Source organism: Streptomyces xiamenensis (assembly GCF_000993785.3).
Taxonomy (GTDB): Bacteria; Actinomycetota; Actinomycetes; order Streptomycetales; family Streptomycetaceae; genus Streptomyces; species Streptomyces xiamenensis.
In genome coordinates, this window is sequence record NZ_CP009922.3 from 1893971 (window position 1) to 1911093 (window position 17123).

12 protein-coding genes are annotated in these 17123 nt (G+C 73.0%); 5 read left to right on the forward strand and 7 right to left on the reverse strand.

Annotated elements, in window-relative coordinates:
* Positions 1 to 75: 75 nt before the first annotated feature.
* Entirely contained in the window at positions 76 to 987 is a 912-nt protein-coding gene (gene ftsX, locus SXIM_RS08615; RefSeq protein ID WP_030725119.1) for a permease-like cell division protein FtsX, read from the reverse strand.
* 43 nt (positions 988 to 1030) lie between these two features.
* On the reverse strand, positions 1031 to 1720 hold the full coding sequence (gene ftsE / locus SXIM_RS08620) for a cell division ATP-binding protein FtsE (protein WP_030725116.1): 690 nt from the start codon (positions 1718 to 1720) through the stop codon (positions 1031 to 1033).
* A gap of 229 nt (positions 1721 to 1949) precedes the next feature.
* On the opposite strand from ftsE, the gene SXIM_RS08625 reads away from it, so the two are divergent.
* On the forward strand, positions 1950 to 2150 hold the full coding sequence (locus SXIM_RS08625) for a hypothetical protein (protein ID WP_046723521.1): 201 nt from the start codon (positions 1950 to 1952) through the stop codon (positions 2148 to 2150).
* A 104-nt stretch (positions 2151 to 2254) separates the two neighbouring features.
* On the opposite strand, the gene SXIM_RS27315 is transcribed toward SXIM_RS08625, so the two are convergent.
* The 4 genes from SXIM_RS27315 to SXIM_RS08650 form a co-directional block, all read right to left on the reverse strand.
* The gene (locus SXIM_RS27315; RefSeq protein ID WP_046723523.1) at positions 2255 to 3013 is read right to left on the reverse strand and encodes a hypothetical protein; all 759 of its coding nucleotides are present in this window, start codon (positions 3011 to 3013) and stop codon (positions 2255 to 2257) included.
* A 236-nt stretch (positions 3014 to 3249) separates the two neighbouring features.
* The gene (prfB, locus tag SXIM_RS08640) at positions 3250 to 4356 is read right to left on the reverse strand and encodes a peptide chain release factor 2 (protein ID WP_052385016.1); all 1107 of its coding nucleotides are present in this window, start codon (positions 4354 to 4356) and stop codon (positions 3250 to 3252) included.
* 274 nt (positions 4357 to 4630) lie between these two features.
* Positions 4631 to 5875, reverse strand: coding sequence for a serine/threonine-protein kinase (locus SXIM_RS08645; protein WP_030725104.1), 1245 nt, complete (start codon positions 5873 to 5875; stop codon positions 4631 to 4633).
* A 126-nt stretch (positions 5876 to 6001) separates the two neighbouring features.
* Entirely contained in the window at positions 6002 to 7690 is a 1689-nt protein-coding gene (locus SXIM_RS08650) for a serine/threonine-protein kinase (protein ID WP_043176713.1), read from the reverse strand.
* A 361-nt stretch (positions 7691 to 8051) separates the two neighbouring features.
* On the opposite strand from SXIM_RS08650, the gene SXIM_RS28525 reads away from it, so the two are divergent.
* The 4 genes from SXIM_RS28525 to SXIM_RS08675 all read left to right on the forward strand — a co-directional run bounded on the left by SXIM_RS28525 (position 8052) and on the right by SXIM_RS08675 (position 15841).
* On the forward strand, positions 8052 to 11951 hold the full coding sequence (locus SXIM_RS28525) for an FHA domain-containing protein (RefSeq protein ID WP_053116139.1): 3900 nt from the start codon (positions 8052 to 8054) through the stop codon (positions 11949 to 11951).
* A gap of 227 nt (positions 11952 to 12178) precedes the next feature.
* Complete coding sequence (locus tag SXIM_RS08665) at positions 12179 to 13576, forward strand: ABC transporter substrate-binding protein (RefSeq protein ID WP_030725094.1); 1398 nt, start codon at positions 12179 to 12181, stop codon at positions 13574 to 13576.
* Positions 13577 to 13601: 25 nt separating this feature from the next.
* A complete protein-coding gene (locus tag SXIM_RS08670; RefSeq protein ID WP_030725092.1) occupies positions 13602 to 14912 on the forward strand; it encodes an ABC transporter permease in 1311 nt (436 codons plus the stop codon).
* Positions 14909 to 15841, forward strand: coding sequence for a carbohydrate ABC transporter permease (locus SXIM_RS08675; RefSeq protein WP_030725090.1), 933 nt, complete (start codon positions 14909 to 14911; stop codon positions 15839 to 15841). Before SXIM_RS08670 ends, SXIM_RS08675 begins: the two co-directional genes overlap by 4 nt.
* A 99-nt stretch (positions 15842 to 15940) precedes the next feature.
* Here the strand turns inward: SXIM_RS08675 and SXIM_RS08680 are convergent, their stop codons facing one another.
* A complete protein-coding gene (locus SXIM_RS08680) occupies positions 15941 to 16759 on the reverse strand; it encodes a class I SAM-dependent methyltransferase (protein ID WP_030725086.1) in 819 nt (272 codons plus the stop codon).
* Positions 16760 to 17123 lie beyond the last annotated feature (364 nt).

Below are 17123 nucleotides of genomic sequence, written 5' to 3' on the forward strand. Positions count from 1 at the left end.
CGGGAGTGTAGGTCACCGGACCGGGGCGCGCGGAGGGCCTTTCGGAGGTGCGTGGCGTGATTCATCACACCCGCGTCACACCTTCAAGTACTTGCGCAGCGCGAAGAACGCCGCCACCGACGGCATGAGCGCACCCACCGCCAGCACGAACGGCAGCACCGAGATCACCGCGTCCCAGCCGATGAAGTTGATCAGCGGGATCTCCTGGGCCAGGAAGTTGTTGATCGCGAAGTACTTGACCCCGATCAGCAGCACACAGGCGAACAGGCCGCCCAGCAGCCCCGCGATCGCCGCCTCCAGGATGAACGGCATCTGGATGTAGAAGCTGGACGCGCCCACCAGCCGCATGATCCCGGTCTCCCGGCGGCGGCTGAACGCCGACACCCGCACCGTGTTGACGATCAGCAGCAGCGCCACCACCAGCATCAGCGCCATCAGGCCCAGGGCGGCGTAGTTGACACCGTTCAGCAGCGCGAACAGGTTCTCCAGCTGCGCCCGCTGATCCTCCACCGAGTAGACGCCGTCGCGCCCGGCGAACGCCGTCGCGACCACGTCGTACCGCTCGGGGTCCACCAGCTTGACCCGGAAGGACTCCTGCATCTGGTCGGGCGTCACCACGGCGGCGATCGGCTGGCCCTGCTGCTGCTCCTGGTAGCGGTCGTACGCCTCGCTCGCGGACTCCTCGTACACCTCGTCGACCAGCTGCATGGCCTCCAGCTCGCCGAGGATCTCCTCCTTCTGATCCTCGGTCACGGCGCCGCGCGCACACTGCGGAGCGTTGTCGGCGTCGTTCTCGTTGCAGAGGAAGATCGAGACCTGGACCTTGTCGTACCAGAAGTCCTTCATGCTGTTGACCTGCTGGTTCGCCAGCAGGGAGCCGCCCAGCAGCGCCAGCGAGAGGGCGACGGAGACGATGACCGCGAAGGTCATCGTGAGATTGCGGCGGAGACCGACTCCGATCTCCGACAGGACGAAGTGGGCGCGCATGGCGTCCTTTCAGTGCGGGGGTGAGTGCGTGAAGCGCCGGAGGTCAGTTCTGGTAGCCGTACACGCCGCGCGTCTGGTCACGCACGAGTCGGCCCTTCTCCAGCTCGATCACCCGCTTGCGCATCTGGTCCACGATCTGCGCGTCGTGCGTCGCCATGACCACGGTGGTGCCGGTGCGGTTGATGCGGTCGAGCAGCTTCATGATGCCCACGGAGGTATCGGGGTCGAGGTTGCCCGTGGGCTCGTCGGCGATGAGCAGCATGGGGCGGTTGACGAACGCGCGGGCGATCGCCACCCGCTGCTGCTCACCACCGGACAACTCGCCCGGCATCCGCTCCTCCTTGCCGCCCAGGCCCACCAGATCGAGGACCTCGGGCACGGTCTTGCGGATCTTGCCGCGCGCCTCGCCGATCACCTCCATGGCGAAGGCGACGTTCTCGCCGACCGTCTTGTTCGGCAGGAGGCGGAAGTCCTGGAAGACGGTGCCCAGTTGGCGGCGCACCTGCGGCACCTTCCAGTTGGACAGCCGGCCGAGGTCCTTGCCCAGGACGTGCACGGTGCCGGTGCTGCAGCGCTCCTCGCGCAGCAGCAGGCGCAGGAAGGTGGACTTGCCGGAGCCGGAGGAGCCCACCAGAAAGACGAACTCACCACGCTCGACCTCCAGGGAGACATCGCGCAGTGCCGGCGCGGTCTGCCGGGGGTACGTCTTGGAGACATTGTCGAATCGGATCACGGTTACACCACGTCAAGGCTGGGTACATGCGGCGGAAGCCCCTGGCGGTATCTCCCGGCCGATGGCTGGGGGAGGCTCCCCCCTCGCTGGGCACAGACCTTACGCGACGCGGCGCATGGTGCGCAGACAGCGACCGCTACCACCCGCTTTGCCCTGATCTGGCGTCTGCGGTTACGGCCAAAGCCTGGCACAGTAGGTAAGGAGGGGGACATGAGAGGAGACGATCGCCATGACCGCCGCAGACTGGCTGGTGTGCGCGAACTGCGCCGGGCGCGTGAGCGAGGGCCGGTGCGCCGTGTGCCGGGACCGCAGGGCCCGGATGCGTGAGGAGCGGGGGGCGTGGGGGCCGCTGGGCGGCCCGGGGGCGCTGCTGATGGCGGCGCTGCTGGCGCTGGTGGCCGTGGCCCTGTTGGTGGCCAGACCCGCCTGAGGCGGACCGCGGAGACAGCCGGGACAGCCGTACGGGCCCGGAGCGAGTGGATCGCTCCGGGCCCGTAGGCGTTACGCGAGTGACGTGTGAGGTGCGGGCCGTCGTCAGGCGGCGGCAGCACCCTTGTTCACCAGACGCGGCAGGTAGCGGAAGGCCACCCCACCGGCGATCATGGTCGCGGCACCGATGATCAGCAGCGCCTCGCCACCGGAGGCACCGGTCTCGGCCAGCTCGCCACGCTCCCCGTTCGGGGTCTCCCCGGCGGGGGTGGTGGCGTCCGGCACGGTCTCGGTGATGTCCTCGGCCGGCGGGTTCTGCTCGATCGGGCTGCTGCCGCCCTGGGTGTCGGGCTCCGGGTCGTTGCCGGTGGCGCCCTCGTTCACACCGGGGCCGGGGCCACCGTTGCCGGAGCCACCGTTGCCGGAGCCACCGTTGCCGGAGCCACCATTGTCGGAGCCACCGTTGCCGGAGCCACCATTGTCGGAGCCACCGTTGTCGGAGCCACCGGTGCTGTCGTCACCACCAGTGCTGTCGTCACCACCGGTGCTGTCGTCACCACCAGTGCTGTCGTCACCACCAGTGCTGTCGTCGCCACCAGTGCTGTCATCGCCACCAGTGCTGTCATCGCCACCAGTGCTGTCATCGCCACCAGTGCTGTCGTCACCACCAGTGCTGTCATCGCCACCGAGAACGCCTTCAAGGACGCCCTCGATCACACCACCGTTGTCGTTCGCCGAAACCTCACCGGACTTGTTCGCGGTGGTCGCGTTGGCGGTGCCGACCACGGCGAGCGAAGCACCGGCCGCGAAGATCGCAGCCGCGGCCACCCGCGCGACGTTGGCGCGCGTCTTGGAACTGGCCATAAATCCACTACCCCCTGTAGTTATTGAGTCTCGACAATGTCTTGTCGTGGGGTCGCAGCCTCACTCAAGGGCTGCGGCGGTGCGGCGAGGGCACCCGCGGCTCGTGCCGGTACGCACCCCGCTGCAACACGCACCCCAGAACACAGGCATGCCGCGAACAGCTTTCCCGCTCGTCATGCGAGCGTCAAGCGGGATGTCCGTTAAATACCCTGCCTGGCGTGAGAATTGGGTGAAGGTTACTTCTCCTGCTGTTTGCGCCACCGGATTCCCGCTTCGAGGAAGTCGTCGATGTCACCATCGAGAACTCCCTGCGGGTTGCCGACCTCGTGATCCGTCCGCAGATCCTTCACCATCTGGTACGGCTGAAGCACGTAGCTGCGCATCTGGTTGCCCCAGGAATTGCCTCCGTCGCCCTTGAGCGCGTCCATCTTGGCCTGCTCCTCGGCGCGTTGGTGCGCCAGCAGTCTCGACTGAAGGACGCGCATCGCGGCCGCGCGGTTCTGGATCTGGGACTTCTCGTTCTGACAGGAGACGACGATGCCGGTCGGCAGGTGGGTCAGCCGGACCGCGGAGTCGGTCGTGTTGACGGACTGCCCGCCGGGGCCCGAGGAGCGGAACACGTCGACCCGGATCTCGTTCTCCGGGATGTCGATGTGGTCGGTCTGCTCCACCACGGGCAGCACCTCGACACCCGCGAAGGAGGTCTGGCGCCGGCCCTGGTTGTCGAACGGCGAGATCCGCACCATGCGGTGGGTGCCCTGCTCGACGGAGAGCGTGCCGTACGCGTACGGGGCCTTCACGGTGAAGGTGGTCGACTTGATGCCGGCCTCTTCCGCGTACGAGGTGTCCAGCACCTCGGTCGGGTAGCCCTTGCGCTCGGCCCAGCGCAGGTACATCCGCTGGAGCTGCTCGGCGAAGTCCGCCGCGTCGACCCCGCCGGCCTCGGCGCGGACGCTGATCATCGCCTCGCGGCCGTCGTACTCGCCGGACAGCAGGGTGCGGACCTCCAACTCGTCCACGGCCTTCTGGACGGCCGCCAGTTCCGCCTCGGCCTCGCGCCGCGTGTCGGCGTCGTCCTCGGCCTCGGCCAGCTCGAAGAGCACTTCGAGGTCGTCGATCCGGCTGTGCAGTTCATCGGTCTTGCGCACCTGGCCCTGGAGCAGGGCCAGCTTGCTGGTGACCTGCTGGGCGTGCTCGGGGTCGTCCCACAGCGAGGGCGCCGCCGCCTGCTCCTCCAGCGCGGCCACATCGGCCCTCAACTGGTCAAGGTCGAGGACGGCCTCGATCGACTCCATGGTGGAGGCGAGAGACTTCAGAGCTTCGGATACATCGACGGCTGCCACATACACCAGCGTAACGGCTGCCGCATCCCACCCCGCCGCCAGTCGCCCTCCGGGCGGGCGCAGGGCCCTGCGGGGCCCGGCCGGAGCCGGGCGCAGGGCCGTCTCCCGGCGGTGCGACCGAGCCCGGGGCCGGGTGGCCGCGTGCTCGGAGGGGACCGGTGTCCCCACGACGCCCGTCCCCGCCGCGGCGGTCCGTCGTGCCCGCCCCGTACCCCGCACGAGGCGAGGCCGGACGGCGCCACGGTGCGGTCCGTGTCCGGTGGCCCGCCGGGTATCAGGGGGCGAGGGCGGGTTCGCCGGTGGTGGTGTGCGGGGGCCGGTGGGAGTTGCTGTCGTCGTCGCCGCCCCCGGTCAGCAGCCAGCCGCCGACCGCCACCACGGCCAGGACGCCCGCCGCCACCGTGATCGCCAGCCGGCGCTTGCGGCGGGCCGCCGCCGCGTGGCGGGCCGAGCCGGCGCGGGCCTGGCCAGGGGCGCGGGGCGTGCGCGCCGTGCCGTGCGCGCCGCCGGCCAGTTCCTCGGCGTCCGGCACCCGCATCCGGGTGTGCGTGGCCCGCTCGTCGTCGGGGATGTCGGCCCGCACCAGCGGTACGGCGGCCGGCAGCGGCCCCGGCGCCGGCCGCGGCGGGTCCGCCGGCTCCTGGGGCTCGTCCGCCCCGTCCGGGTCGCCGATGTCCAGCGGCGGCAGTCCTTCCAGCGACGGCAGGATCTCGCGCAGCCGGGAGGCCAGCTCCGCGGCACGCAGCCGCGAGGCCGGGGCCTTCGCCAGGCACTGCTGCAGCACTTCCCACAGCGGGTCCGGCACCCCGGGCAGCCGGGCGGCCGTCTCCGTCACCTGGCGGCGCAGTACGGCCCCGGTGTGCCCGCCGCCGAACGGAGTGAAGCCGGCCAGCAGCTCGTACAGCACCGTCACCAGGGCGTAGATATCCACGGCCGCGCGCGGCGGCAGGCCCTCGACGATCTCGGGGGCGACGTAGTCGGGGGTGCCGACCACCCCGCCCTTGCCGCCGTGCCGGGGTTCGTCGATCAGCTTGGCGACGCCGAAGTCGGTCAACAGGGCGGTCGGCGGTGTGCCGGTGCCGTCGGCGGCCGGCTCCAGCAGGATGTTCTCCGGCTTGATGTCGCGGTGCACGATGCCCGCCGCGTGCGCGACGGACAGGCCTGCGGCGATCTGGGCGGTGATGGCCACCGCCTCGTGCGGGGCGAGCCGCCGTTCCCGTTCCAGGTGGGTGCGCAGGTCGGGGCCGCGCACCAGGTCCATCACCAGGGCGAGGTCCTGGCCGTCCTCGCCCCCTATCACCAGGTCACGCACGCCGACGATGTGCGGGTGCTCCAGGCCGAGCAGGGCGTGCCGCTCGTGGGCGAAGCGCTCCGCCAGTTCCGGGTCGGTGGCGAGGTCCTCGCGCAGCAGCTTGATGGCGACAGGGCCCTGCGGCCCTTCCCCGAGCCACACCGTTCCGGCACTTCCGCGTCCCAGGACGCGGTGGGTCGTGTACTGGCTGCCGATGTTCCGTGCCATGGCGTGAGGCTACGACGGCGATCCGGCCATCGGCGGCCCCGGCCGCCCGCCTTGCCCCGCTTTGTGGGCAAGCGGCGGCCGGAATCCATCTCCAGAAGTCGACAAATCCCCCAGGTCACCGACGTGTCAGGAGCCGGAGGTCACGTCCTGCGCCTTCTCCACCAGACCGAGCCATTCCCCGACGGTGTTGAACCAGTCCTTGGTCGCTTCCCAGAAGCTCTGGCCCTCGGCCACCCACTCCGGAAGCGGCGTGAAGTTCCACAGCAGGAACGCGATCACGGCCATGATCACCACCATGAACAGGCAGCCCTTGAGGCAGCCGAGCCCGGGGATCCGCATGGGATTGGCGCTGCGCGAACGGCCGCGCGGCTCGCGGTCGCGCTCCGGCTCGCGGCGGCGCGGGGGCTCCTGGTACCGCTGCGGGGGCTGCTGGTACGGCTGCGCCTGGGGCTGCGGCTGCTGCTGATAGCGCTGCTCGTCCGCGTACCCGAAGTGCCCGGCCGCCGCCGAGCTACGCCGCTGCGGACGGCGCTGAGGCTGCGGCTGGGGCTGCGGGGGCTGGCGGCGCTGCGGCTGTCGCTGCGGCGCGCGGTAGAGGGGGTCCTGCTCGGGGTCGAGCTGCTGGAACTGGGTCTGCTCGTTGCGGTCCCGGGCGGCGCGCATCTGGTCCGCCCACGGCGGCGGTGCCTGCGGCTCGTCGGGGCCCTGCTGGGCGGGCATCACCCGGGTGCCGTCCAGGCCACCGTCCGCACCCGCACCGGCACCGGCTCCCGCACCGCCGGCCCCACCGGCGGAGGGCAGCACGCTGGTGGCGGCGCCGGGATCGTAGGACCCCCCGGAGAGCGCCTGTGTCGGCTGGGCATCGGGCCCGCCCGGGCCCGTCACCTTCACCGGCGCGCTGTCGGGCGCCAGCAGCGCGGCCACCCCGTACGCCGCGTCCGCCTGCTCCTGGGTGGCGTGCTCGCCGATCCCGGCCACCACGGTGCGCAGCGCCCGGCCCAGGCTCACGGCGCTGGGCCGCTCGTCGGGGCTCTTGCGCAGACAGCGTTCGATGACCGTCCACAGCGGCTCCGGCAGCCCGTCGATCCGTGCGGGCTGCTCGCTGAGGTGGCGCTGGAGGACCTGAAGGGTGTTCTCCCCGGCGAAGGGGGGACGGCCGGTGATCAGCTCGTACATCAGGACGCCGGCCGCGTACACGTCCACGGCCGAGGTCTGCGGGCGGCCCTCGGCGGACTCGGGGGCGATGTAGGAGGGGGTGCCGACGAACTCGTGGGCCCGGGTCACCCCAGGTGAGTCCGCGAGCCGGGCGATCCCGAAGTCGGTGAGCAGCGGGCGCAGCGGGGCGCCGTCCTGTCCGCCGCCGGCCATCAGGACGTTCGCGGGCTTGAGGTCGCGGTGGACCACGCCCTTGGCGTGCGCGGCGGCCAGCGCGTCGGCGACCTGGGCGGTGACGAGGGCGGCGCCGACGGGGCTGAAGGGTCCGTTGTCGCGCAGGTAGCGGTGCAGGTCGGGGCCCTCGACGAGGTCCATGACGAGGGCGAGCAGCTCGCCCTCGACGACGAGGTCGCGGGTGCGGACGATGTTGTCGTCGGTGAGGCGCAGCAGCACGGAACGCTCGCGCAGGAAGCGCATCACGACATCGGGGTCGTGGGCGAGCTCCTCCTTGAGCACCTTGATCGCGACCAGCTCGCCCGGTGCGCCGGTGACGGCCGCCTCGTCCCCGGCGGCCTCCCGCTGGCGCCCCCGCCACACGGTCCCGGTAGCGCCGCGCCCGAGGGGCTCTTCGAGCAAGTATTTGCTGCCGACCGGCCGCACGTGTGCTCCCTGATGCTTCGCTGATGGTGGTGATGATGACGAGTGAGGACGTGTGGTGACGAGACCGAGTTCTCCACTCTAATGCCGTCGCCGGTGCACCCGGGCGGCCGTCTGTTCGGAAGGTTACGATGCCGCGCCGCGGGGAGCTGGTTCCCGGCGGGAGGACCGGCTGAGCGATCAGATCTGGTCAGATCCGGGCAATCAAGATCATTAACTGCGGCTGACGGGGCCAGGTGTCAGCGCCGGGTGCGAGGATGCTTTCACCATCAGCATCCGATGCGATCGAACGGATGCGTTCGGGCGAACGAGCAGACGACCGACCGGAGATGACACCGGGCGGGCGGGGCGAGCGGGAGGGCCGATGCCGATCCAGATCAGGTTGACCGTTCTGGGACGGGGCACCGCCGACGGCGGGGTGGACGTCCAGATCACCGCTCCCGCCGACACCCCGCTCGCCGACGTACTCGGCTCGCTGGCCGCCGCTGCGGTGCCGGGCGCGGGTGCGCCGGGCACGGTGTACTGCGAGGACGAGCGCCTGGACCCGCAGCTCGCCCTGCTGGGCCAGCCGCCGCTCGTGGAGGGCGCGGTGCTCTCCTTCCACCAGCCGCTCACCGGGCCGCGCCCGCCCGCCCCGGCGGCCAGGCTGCTGGTGGTGGCCGGGCCCGACGCGGGCGGGGTGCACCTGCTGAACGGCGGCGAGGTACGGATCGGGCGGTCCTCCGGCGCGGACGTCGCGCTGCGCGACCCCGATGTGTCACGGCTGCACTGCGCGCTGACGCTGGGCCCGGACGGCTCGGTGACGGTCACCGACCTCGACTCCACCAACGGCACCCAGATCGACGGCCGGCCCGTTACCGCCCCGGCCACCCCGCTCCCGGCGGGCGCACCGCTGCGGCTCGGCGAATCAACGCTGCGGGTCGTCCCCGCGGCGACGGTTCGGGCGGTCGGGGCCGCACGGGGATCCGCCTCCGGGCTGCCCGGTGGGGGCACACCGGTGGGGGAGGCCGGACCGGACGGCGTGACACCGGCCGGTGACGGGGGCACGTCCCGGCACGACGCGGCGGCGTCCGCCGCCCGGGCCCGGCCCGGCGGCTACGCCCCGGAGGCGGAACGGGCGGCCGGCCACGTCCGGGAGAGCGGCTCGCGGGACGGCGCCACCATGCCGGCCCAGCGCGACGGCCACGCGTCCGAGGGCTCCGGCGCGGGCGGGGCACCCCGGTGGCGGGAGGAGCGGACCGCCCACCACACGGGCGCGGACCGGCCGCCCCACGCCCCGGAGGTGGCCCGGCGGCACGACGAGCGCCCCGGCACCGCGACCTCGCCGGTCCCCGGGGCCCGGGGCTCCGCGGGCGCCGGCGAGCCCGACCTCTACTCCGCCTCCCCGGGCGACGCCCGGGAGCGGGCCGGCGCCACCGCGCCCCCCTCGGAGCAGGGCGACCGCGACCGCGCGCGGGAGAAGTGCGGCACCACCACGGACACCACCACGGACAGCGCCCCCGGCCCGGGTGCCGGCGATCAGGACGGCACCGGCCGCACCGGCGTGCGCGAGCGCGACCTCTTCGACAGCACCCGCCCGGCCCCCCGGGGCCGCACCGGCGGTACCGCTTCCGGCCGGGACACCGGCGCTCCGCCGGACGTCGGGCGCACCCCGCGCCGCGAGTCCTCGTCCGCCGGCGGGAACGACCGGGCCACCGGCGGCCACGAGGCCCGCGACGTGCTGGACACCGGATGTACCGCCCGGAGCGTGCCCGCCCCGTCGAACGGCGGCGATCGGCCCTCCGCCCCGCGCCGGGAGCACACAGGTGTGGACGAAGGGCGCGCGCACGACGGCCCGGTCACGGCCGGAGCCGCCCGGGGCCCGAGCCCGCACGGCGCCCCGGGCCGGGACGCCGCCGCCGGGCCCGAGGGCGGGCCTGCCTCCGGCCACCCGCTCGCGCCGGCCGGCGCGAGCACCGACGTTCCGGTCCGGGGCGGGGGCGCGGCGGCCGAGGCCGAGCGCCATGCCTCCGCCCACCGGGTACGGTCCGGGCCTGCGGAACGCCCCGGCACCATGGACGTCCCGGGGGTGAACCCGCCGCGGACCGGCGGCCGGCGCGGAAGCGCGGCGGAAGCCGGCGCGGAGCCGTCCGCCACGGGTGCCGCCCAGCACCCCCCGGCAGGCGCCGGCGCTCACGCGGAAGGTGAGCTGCCCGACGCCGACGGCGACCAGCCGCGCACCACCCGGATCGCCGCCCCGCCCCCGCCGCAGGAGCGGCCCCGGATCGGTTCCGGCCCGGAGGGCCACCGTCCGCACGAGGGGCAGCAAGGACCGGACGGGCAGGTCACGCTCGTCGGACAGCAGGCCGTCCGGCAGCGCAAGGGGATCGTGGGCTGGGCGCTGCGGGTCGGGCGGGGAGCCGGGCGCGGAGCCGACCCCGAGGAGGCCGCCGCCGCGCGGGCCGAGGCGGCCGCCGCCGACGCCCGGTGGCCGGATCCGGCCGCCATACTGCTGTCCGCGCTGGAGGGCGACCCCCGGCTCTGGGCGCGCGACGCCGCGCACCCCGAGGCGTACACAGTTCGTCTTGGCACCACCCAGCGCCCCGCCGGGCCGCTGCTGCCGGTCACCATCGGCCTGCCGCGGGCGGGTTCGCTCGGGCTGGCCGGGCCGCGCGAGCGGCTGACCGGTCTGGCGCGGACCGTCCTCGCCCAACTGGCCGCCCTGCACGCCCCCTCCGCCCTGCGGATCGCCGTGCTGGCGGACGGCAGGGCCCGCGAGTGGTCCTGGCTCGGCTGGCTGCCGCATCTGCGCCCCGCCCGGGGCGAGAACTGCCGGCTGCTGCTCGGCTTCGACCCCGCCCAGATCACCGCGCGGCTGCGCGAACTCTCCCAGGTGGCCCGGGAGCCGGACGAGGGCCCGCGTACCGTCGTGCTGCTCGACGGCGACCCCGGCAGCGCCGCCGCCCGCGAGGCCGCCGCGCGGCTCGCGGCGGAGGGGCCGGCCGCCGGCATCCATCTGCTGGTGCTCACCGAGACCCCGCCGGCCACGCCCGCCTCTCCCCTGGACGAGGCCCTCGCCGCCGCCCGGCGCTCCTGCGCCGCCTTCCGGGCCTGCGGCACCGCCGGAGTGCTCAGCGGAGCCGTCGCCACCTCGCTGCGGCTGATCGGCGAGGACGGGCGGCCGGGACCGGTCATCACCGCCGACGCCGTCTCCCCGGCGTGGGCCGAGCGGTTCGCGCGGGCGCTCGCGCCGTTGCGCGAGCAGGAGGACGGCGCCGTGGGCGCGCCGTCCCCGCAGCCGCTGCCCGAGAGCGTCCGGCTGCTCGATGTCCTGGCACTGCCCCGGGTCACCCCGGCCACCCTGCGCGAGCGCTGGGCGCACCGCTCCGGGTTGCCGTTCGTGCTCGGCCTGGGCGGTACGGGCCCGGTCGAGGCCAATCTGGCCGCCGCCCGCGCGCCGCTGATGATTTCGGGGCCTCCCGCCTCGGGACGTACCGAACTGCTGTGTTCGCTGGCCGTGTCGCTCGCCGCCTCGGCCGGCCCGGACGCCCTGTCACTGCTGCTGATCGAGGGGTCGGCGACCGGCGGCGGGCTGCGCCCGGCCGCCGAACTGCCGCAGGCGGCCGGGCATCTGGCGGCCTCGGACCCGGTACGGATGCGGGCGTTCGCGCAGGATCTGCGCGCCGAGCTGAAGCGGCGCGCCCTGCTGCTGGGCGAGGAGGCGTCCGGTGCGGCACCGGGTGTGGTCGCGCCCCGGCCGCCCGCCGACGACCCGCGCCGCGAGGCCGCGCTCCCCCGGCTGGTGGTGCTGGTGGACGATCTGGACCTGCTGCTGGCGCCGCCGCTCGGCGCGCCGGGGCGGCCGGCCGCCGGCTCCGTCATACGGGTGCTGGAGTCGATCGCCCGCCAGGGGCATCGGCTCGGCGTGCATCTCATCACGGCCGGTTCCGGCGGCGCGCCGGGCACCGGCACCCCCGGGGGGCGGCTGCCGGACACGGCCTGGGCACGCGTCACGCTGTCGGGTTCGCCCGCCGGGCGCGCCGAACTGCGCACCGGTTCGGGGCAGCTGATCCCGTTCCAGGTGGGGCGGGTCACCGGCCGCATCCCGCGCACCGCGACGCTGCGGCCCACCGTCACCCTGGTCGACTGGGCCACGGCGGGCGATCCGCCCGCCCGGCGGCCGGTGCGGGAGCTGGGGAACGGGCCGACCGATATCGCGCTGCTGGCCTCGGCGGCGGCGCGGGCGGGCCGCACGGACCCCGCGGGCACCGCCTCTCTCGTTTGACCCACACACTCCGACATACGTCCACACATTCGAACGCTTTCCCTCGCTGAGCTGCGACAACCGATAACGGGGTAGTCACAAAGGGGGGTTGGCACCACAGCTGCTCTTGCCTGCCCCGACGCCGGAGCGTAGGACGAGGGGCACAAGGACGTGCGGCGTGGCATGCCCGGTACCGCACAACCGAGTGCCGTGAGCCCGCCACGCCAGATCGATGGAGGACGGAACTCATGCGCAGTTCGATTCGGGGACCCCGGAGAACGGCCCGCGCGGCCGCGGCGGTGGCCGTCGTATCCGCACTCGCCTTCACGGCGGCGTGCAGTGGCGACAGCGACAGCGACGGGGGGAACGGCAGCGGAGGCAACGACAGCGACGGCGAGCACGCCGCTTCCATAGAACTGCCCGACCTCAGCGGCCAGTCGCTGGAGGTGGCGGCCGTGTGGACGGGCGCCGAGCGCGACAACTTCGTCGCGGTGCTCGACGAGTTCGAGGAGCGCACCGGCGCGAAGGTCAGCTTCGTGCCCAGCAGCGACAACGTGTCCAACTTCGTCGGCACCAAGATCGAGGGCGGCGCCCCGCCGGACATCGTCATGGTGCCGCAGGTCGGTGTGCTGCACGAGTTCGCGGAGAAGGGCTGGCTGGCCCCGCTGGGCCCCACCGTCCAGGAGCAGCTGGACGCCAACTTCGGTCAGGGCTGGCAGGACCTGGGCGCGTACGACGGCGAACAGTACGGCGTGTACGTGAAGGTCGCCAACAAGTCGCTGGTCTGGTACAACGCCACCTCCTTCGCGACCGCGGGCGCCACCGAGCCCACCAGCTGGCAGGAGTTCATCGACACGGCGTGGCTGCTGTCCGACTCGGGCACGACCCCGGTGTCGGTGGCCGGCGCCGACGGCTGGACACTCACCGACTGGTTCGAGAACATCTACCTCTCGCAGGCCGGCCCCGAGGCGTACGACCAGCTCGCCGCGCACGAGATCCCGTGGACGGACGAGACCGTCACCAACGCGCTCACCACCCTGGGCGAACTCTTCGGCGAGGACACCCTGCTGGCGGGCGGCGCCTCCGGCGCGCTGCAGACCGACTTCCCCGCCTCCGTGACCAACACCTTCTCGGACCTGGAGGCCCCGTCCTCCGGCATGGTGTACGAAGGCGACTTCGTGGCCGCGTTCATCGCGGGCAACACCGACGCGGTCGTCGGCGAGGACGCGCTGGTCTTCCCGTTCCCGGCCGTGGACGGCGAGGCCCCGGTGGTGACGGCGGGCGACGCCGCGGTGGCGCTGACCACCGACGGCACCGCCACCGAGGCGCAGGAGGCGCTGCTGGCGTTCCTGGCCTCCACCGACGCGGCGCGCGTCTGGGCGGGCCCGGGCGGCTACCTCTCCCCCAACCACGCGCTGGAGCTTGAGGCGTACCCGGACCAGGTCACGCAGGACATCGCCGCCGCGCTGATCGCCGCCGGTGACAACTTCCGCTTCGACATGTCCGACCAGGCGCCCGCCGCGTTCGGCGGCACCACCGGGCAGGGCATGTGGCAGGGCCTGCAGAACTTCCTGCGCGACCCGGCCGACATCGAGGGCGCCCAGGAGTACCTGGAGGCCCAGGCCGTGCGTGCGTACGGCAACTGACACGGAGCGGGGCTGACTTACGACCATGGCTTCCGCCAAGGCAGTGGCGGTCATCAGGGCTCGTCCCTGGGCCGTCGCCTGCTTTCTGCTGCCGGCCCTGCTGCTGCTCGGCGCGCTGATCGTCTACCCCATCGGGTACTCGATCCAGCGCAGTCTCTTCGACGCGTCGGGCAGCACCTTCGTCGGCCTGGACAACTTCCAGGATCTGTTCACCAATGACGCGACCCGCAAGGCGCTCAGCAACACCCTGATCTGGATCGTGGTGGCCCCGGCCGTCGCCACCGGGCTGGGGCTGATCTTCGCGGTGCTCACCGAACGCATCCGCTGGGCCACCGCGTTCAAGCTGGTGGTCTTCATGCCGATGGCCATCTCCATGCTGGCCGCCGGCATCATCTTCCGGCTGGTGTACGAGCAGGACCCGGACCGCGGTCTGGCGAACGCCGCGGTGGTGGCGGTGCACGACACCTTCTCCGGCGGGGCCGAGTGGCCCGACGCCCGTCCGCGCCCCAACGGGGAGCTGGCGGGGCAGGAGGACGGCTCGTACCTGCTGGCCACTCCGGCACGCGCCGGGGAGCCGGCGCTGCTGCCGCTGGTCGGGGTCAAGCCGGCCGATGCCGAGGGCGCGGCGGAGGCCGCGCCCGCCGCCGCCGACCCGGGGGCGGTGACCGGCACCGTGTGGCTCGACTTCGCACCCGGCGGCGGGGGCGCCCCCGATGTCATCGACCCGGGCGAGAAGGCCCTGTCGGGGATCACGGTGGAGGCGGTACGGGAGGACGGCTCCGTCGCCGCCTCGGCCACCACTGGAGGTGACGGCACCTTCAGCCTGCCGGCCGAGGACGCGGACGGTACGCAACTGCGGCTGGCCGCGAGCAACTTCACCGCCGCGTACAACGGGGTGGAGTGGCTCGGCCCGGCGCTGGTGACGCCCGCCATCATCGCCAGCTACGTATGGATGTGGGCGGGCTTCGCGATGGTGCTGATCGCCGCCGGCCTGGCCGCCGTCCCCCGGGAGACCCTGGAGGCGGCGCGGGTGGACGGCGCGAACGAGTGGCAGGTGTTCCGCCGGATCACCGTGCCGCTGCTGGCACCCCTGCTCGCGGTGGTGCTGGTGACCTTGATGATCAATGTGCTGAAGGTCTTCGACCTGGTGTACGTGATCGCGCCGAGTTCCTCCCAGGCGGACGCCAACGTACTGGCTCTTGAGCTGTACCGGTCGTCGTTCGGCGGCGGGGCGAATCAGGGTCTGGGCAGTGCCATCGCGGTACTGCTGCTGGTGCTGTGCATCCCGATGATGATCATGAATGTGCGGCGGCTGCGACAGGAGAAGAAGCGGTGAGCGCCTCGACCGAAGCGGCCGCCACGGCCGCCCCCAACCCGCCGCCGCACCGTACGGAAACCCCGGCCGGCCCGCCGAAGCCGTCGTTCGCCTCGCGCGTCGGCGCGATCGCGGGCAGCGGCGCGGTCCGGGTGGTGCTGACGGTCCTGGCCGTCCTGTGGCTGCTGCCCACCGCCGGGCTGCTGGCGTCCTCCTTCCGCGATCCGCGGGACATCGCGTCCTCCGGTTGGTGGGAGGCGCTGACGGACCCGGGCCAGTTCACGGGGGCGAACTACAGCGCGCTGCTGAGCAATGACGCCTTCACCAGTTCGCTGTGGACGACGATCGCGATCACCGTCCCCTCCACCGTGCTGGTGATCATCCTGGGCGCGCTGGCCGCGTACGCCTTCGCCTGGCTGGACTTCCCCGGCCGGGACTGGCTGTTCGTGCTGGTGGTGGCGCTGCTGGTGGTGCCGGTGCAGGTCGCGCTGATTCCGGTGGCGCGGCTGTTCAACACGCTCGGCATCTTCGAGACGACGGTGGGCGTGGTCATCTTCCACTCCGCCTTCGGGCTGCCGTTCGCCATCTTCCTGCTGCGGAACTTCTTCGCGGAGATCCCGCGCGAGCTGCTGGAGGCGGCCCGGCTGGACGGGGCGGGCGAGCTGCGGCTGTTCACCCGGGTGGTGCTGCCGCTGGGCGGCCCGGCCATCGCGGCGCTGGGCATCTTCCAGTTCATGTGGGTGTGGAACGACATGCTGGTGGCGCTGATCTTCGCCGACTCCAGCTCCCCGCCCATGACGGTGGCGCTCCAGCAGGAGATGCGCCAGTTCGGCAGCAACATCGAGGTGCTGGCGCCGGGCGCGTTCCTGTCGATGTTGATCCCGCTGGGCATCTTCTTCGCCTTCCAGCGGCAGTTCGTCACCGGCGTGATGGCGGGTTCCGTCAAGTAACCGCGGCGGAGCACGCGCGCGAGGGGGCCGTCCCGGTCGGGACGGCCCCCTTGTGTGCGCCCGAGGCGCGGCGGCGTGAGGTGGCGGCGGACCACCACCTCATGCGGTGGCGCCCGGGGACCGGCCGACGGCCAGCAAGTGCGAGCTGGCGGCGAGCAGTTCGGGGTAGGGATCGGCCAACCGGGCCGCCGCGAGGGCCGACCGGAACAACGCCTCAGTCGGTGCGGCACCTGAGTGGTGCTCCACGGCCTTCAGCAGTGACCACGTCGGGCCCTCGACCCCGAACACCTGGACGTCCACCAGTCCGGCCTCCCGCAACTCCTCGGCGAGTTCCTCGGCACGGTGGAAGTAGGCGACGGTGAACCGCCCGCGGCCGTCGTGCAGGGCGGACGCGAGGATTTCGGAAACGGACTCCTGCATACGGTCGGTGTGGAGCTGTGCCGCCGCCGCGTGATCGAAGACGCTCGCGTAGCGGTTGATACCCGCCGCAGCGACGAGGCCGCCCGGCCGAACCGCTCGTACGGCCTCCGCCAGCGCCTGCCGGCGGTCCGCGGGGTCCGGGAGGTGGTACAGCGGGCCCAGCAGGTTCACCGCGTCGTAGCCGGCGTCCGGCACCGGGAGGCTCCGCGCGTCCCCCAGCGTCGCCCCGCACACCTTGCTGGCCTGCTCGACGTGGCGCGCGACGGGGTCGATCAGGTCCACGTGATATCCGTCTTCGACGAGCCATCGCGCATGAACGCCCGTACCGCCTCCGACATCCAGCACCCGCGCCGGGGCGGGTGGCAGGAAGCGGCGCAGGATCTCCTGTGTCCGCAGCATCTCCAGCCGCCCGTCGGCGGAACGGGTCAGGCGCGCGTCCTCGTCGGTGCCGTGCGTGTAGTAGTGCTCGACCTCCGGCAACAGCTCTGCTTCCGTCATGGCAGAAGTGTGAGGTGGTCCGGTGGACCGGTCCACTCCTTTTGATCTCACGAGGAGGCATGACGCTGCTGTAGCACGAGAGGACCGGGGATCCCGGTGTTCCCGCGCCGTGGCCGGAGTGCTCCCGCCCGGCACCATGCTGACGTCCGGCCCGACCCGGCCGAACGGTGGCACCTCGCGCGGGCGACGGTGGTGGGGGCGAGGGATGTCCCGGGCGGCGACGGGCCGGTCGAATCCGGGGGGTCGCCCGGACCGTACCGCCCGCCCCGGCGCCGGGATTGCTCCGAACGGAGGGACCCGGCGGGCGATCTCCCGGGCATCCACCGATTCCCCTACCACTTGAGCGATTGTCGGATGGTCCGTG

Bases quoted from the DNA above. Each gene is read 5' to 3' on its own strand.
- ftsX (WP_030725119.1), bottom strand. From the start codon at position 987: ATGCGCGCCCACTTCGTCCTGTCGGAGATCGGAGTCGGTCTCCGCCGC.
- SXIM_RS08625 (WP_046723521.1), top strand. From the start codon at position 1,950: ATGACCGCCGCAGACTGGCTGGTGTGCGCGAACTGCGCCGGGCGCGTG.
- SXIM_RS27315 (WP_046723523.1), bottom strand. From the start codon at position 3,013: ATGGCCAGTTCCAAGACGCGCGCCAACGTCGCGCGGGTGGCCGCGGCT.
- SXIM_RS08645 (WP_030725104.1), bottom strand. From the start codon at position 5,875: ATGGCACGGAACATCGGCAGCCAGTACACGACCCACCGCGTCCTGGGA.
- SXIM_RS28525 (WP_053116139.1), top strand. From the start codon at position 8,052: ATGCCGATCCAGATCAGGTTGACCGTTCTGGGACGGGGCACCGCCGAC.
- SXIM_RS08665 (WP_030725094.1), top strand. From the start codon at position 12,179: ATGCGCAGTTCGATTCGGGGACCCCGGAGAACGGCCCGCGCGGCCGCG.
- SXIM_RS08670 (WP_030725092.1), top strand. From the start codon at position 13,602: ATGGCTTCCGCCAAGGCAGTGGCGGTCATCAGGGCTCGTCCCTGGGCC.
- SXIM_RS08680 (WP_030725086.1), bottom strand. From the start codon at position 16,759: ATGACGGAAGCAGAGCTGTTGCCGGAGGTCGAGCACTACTACACGCAC.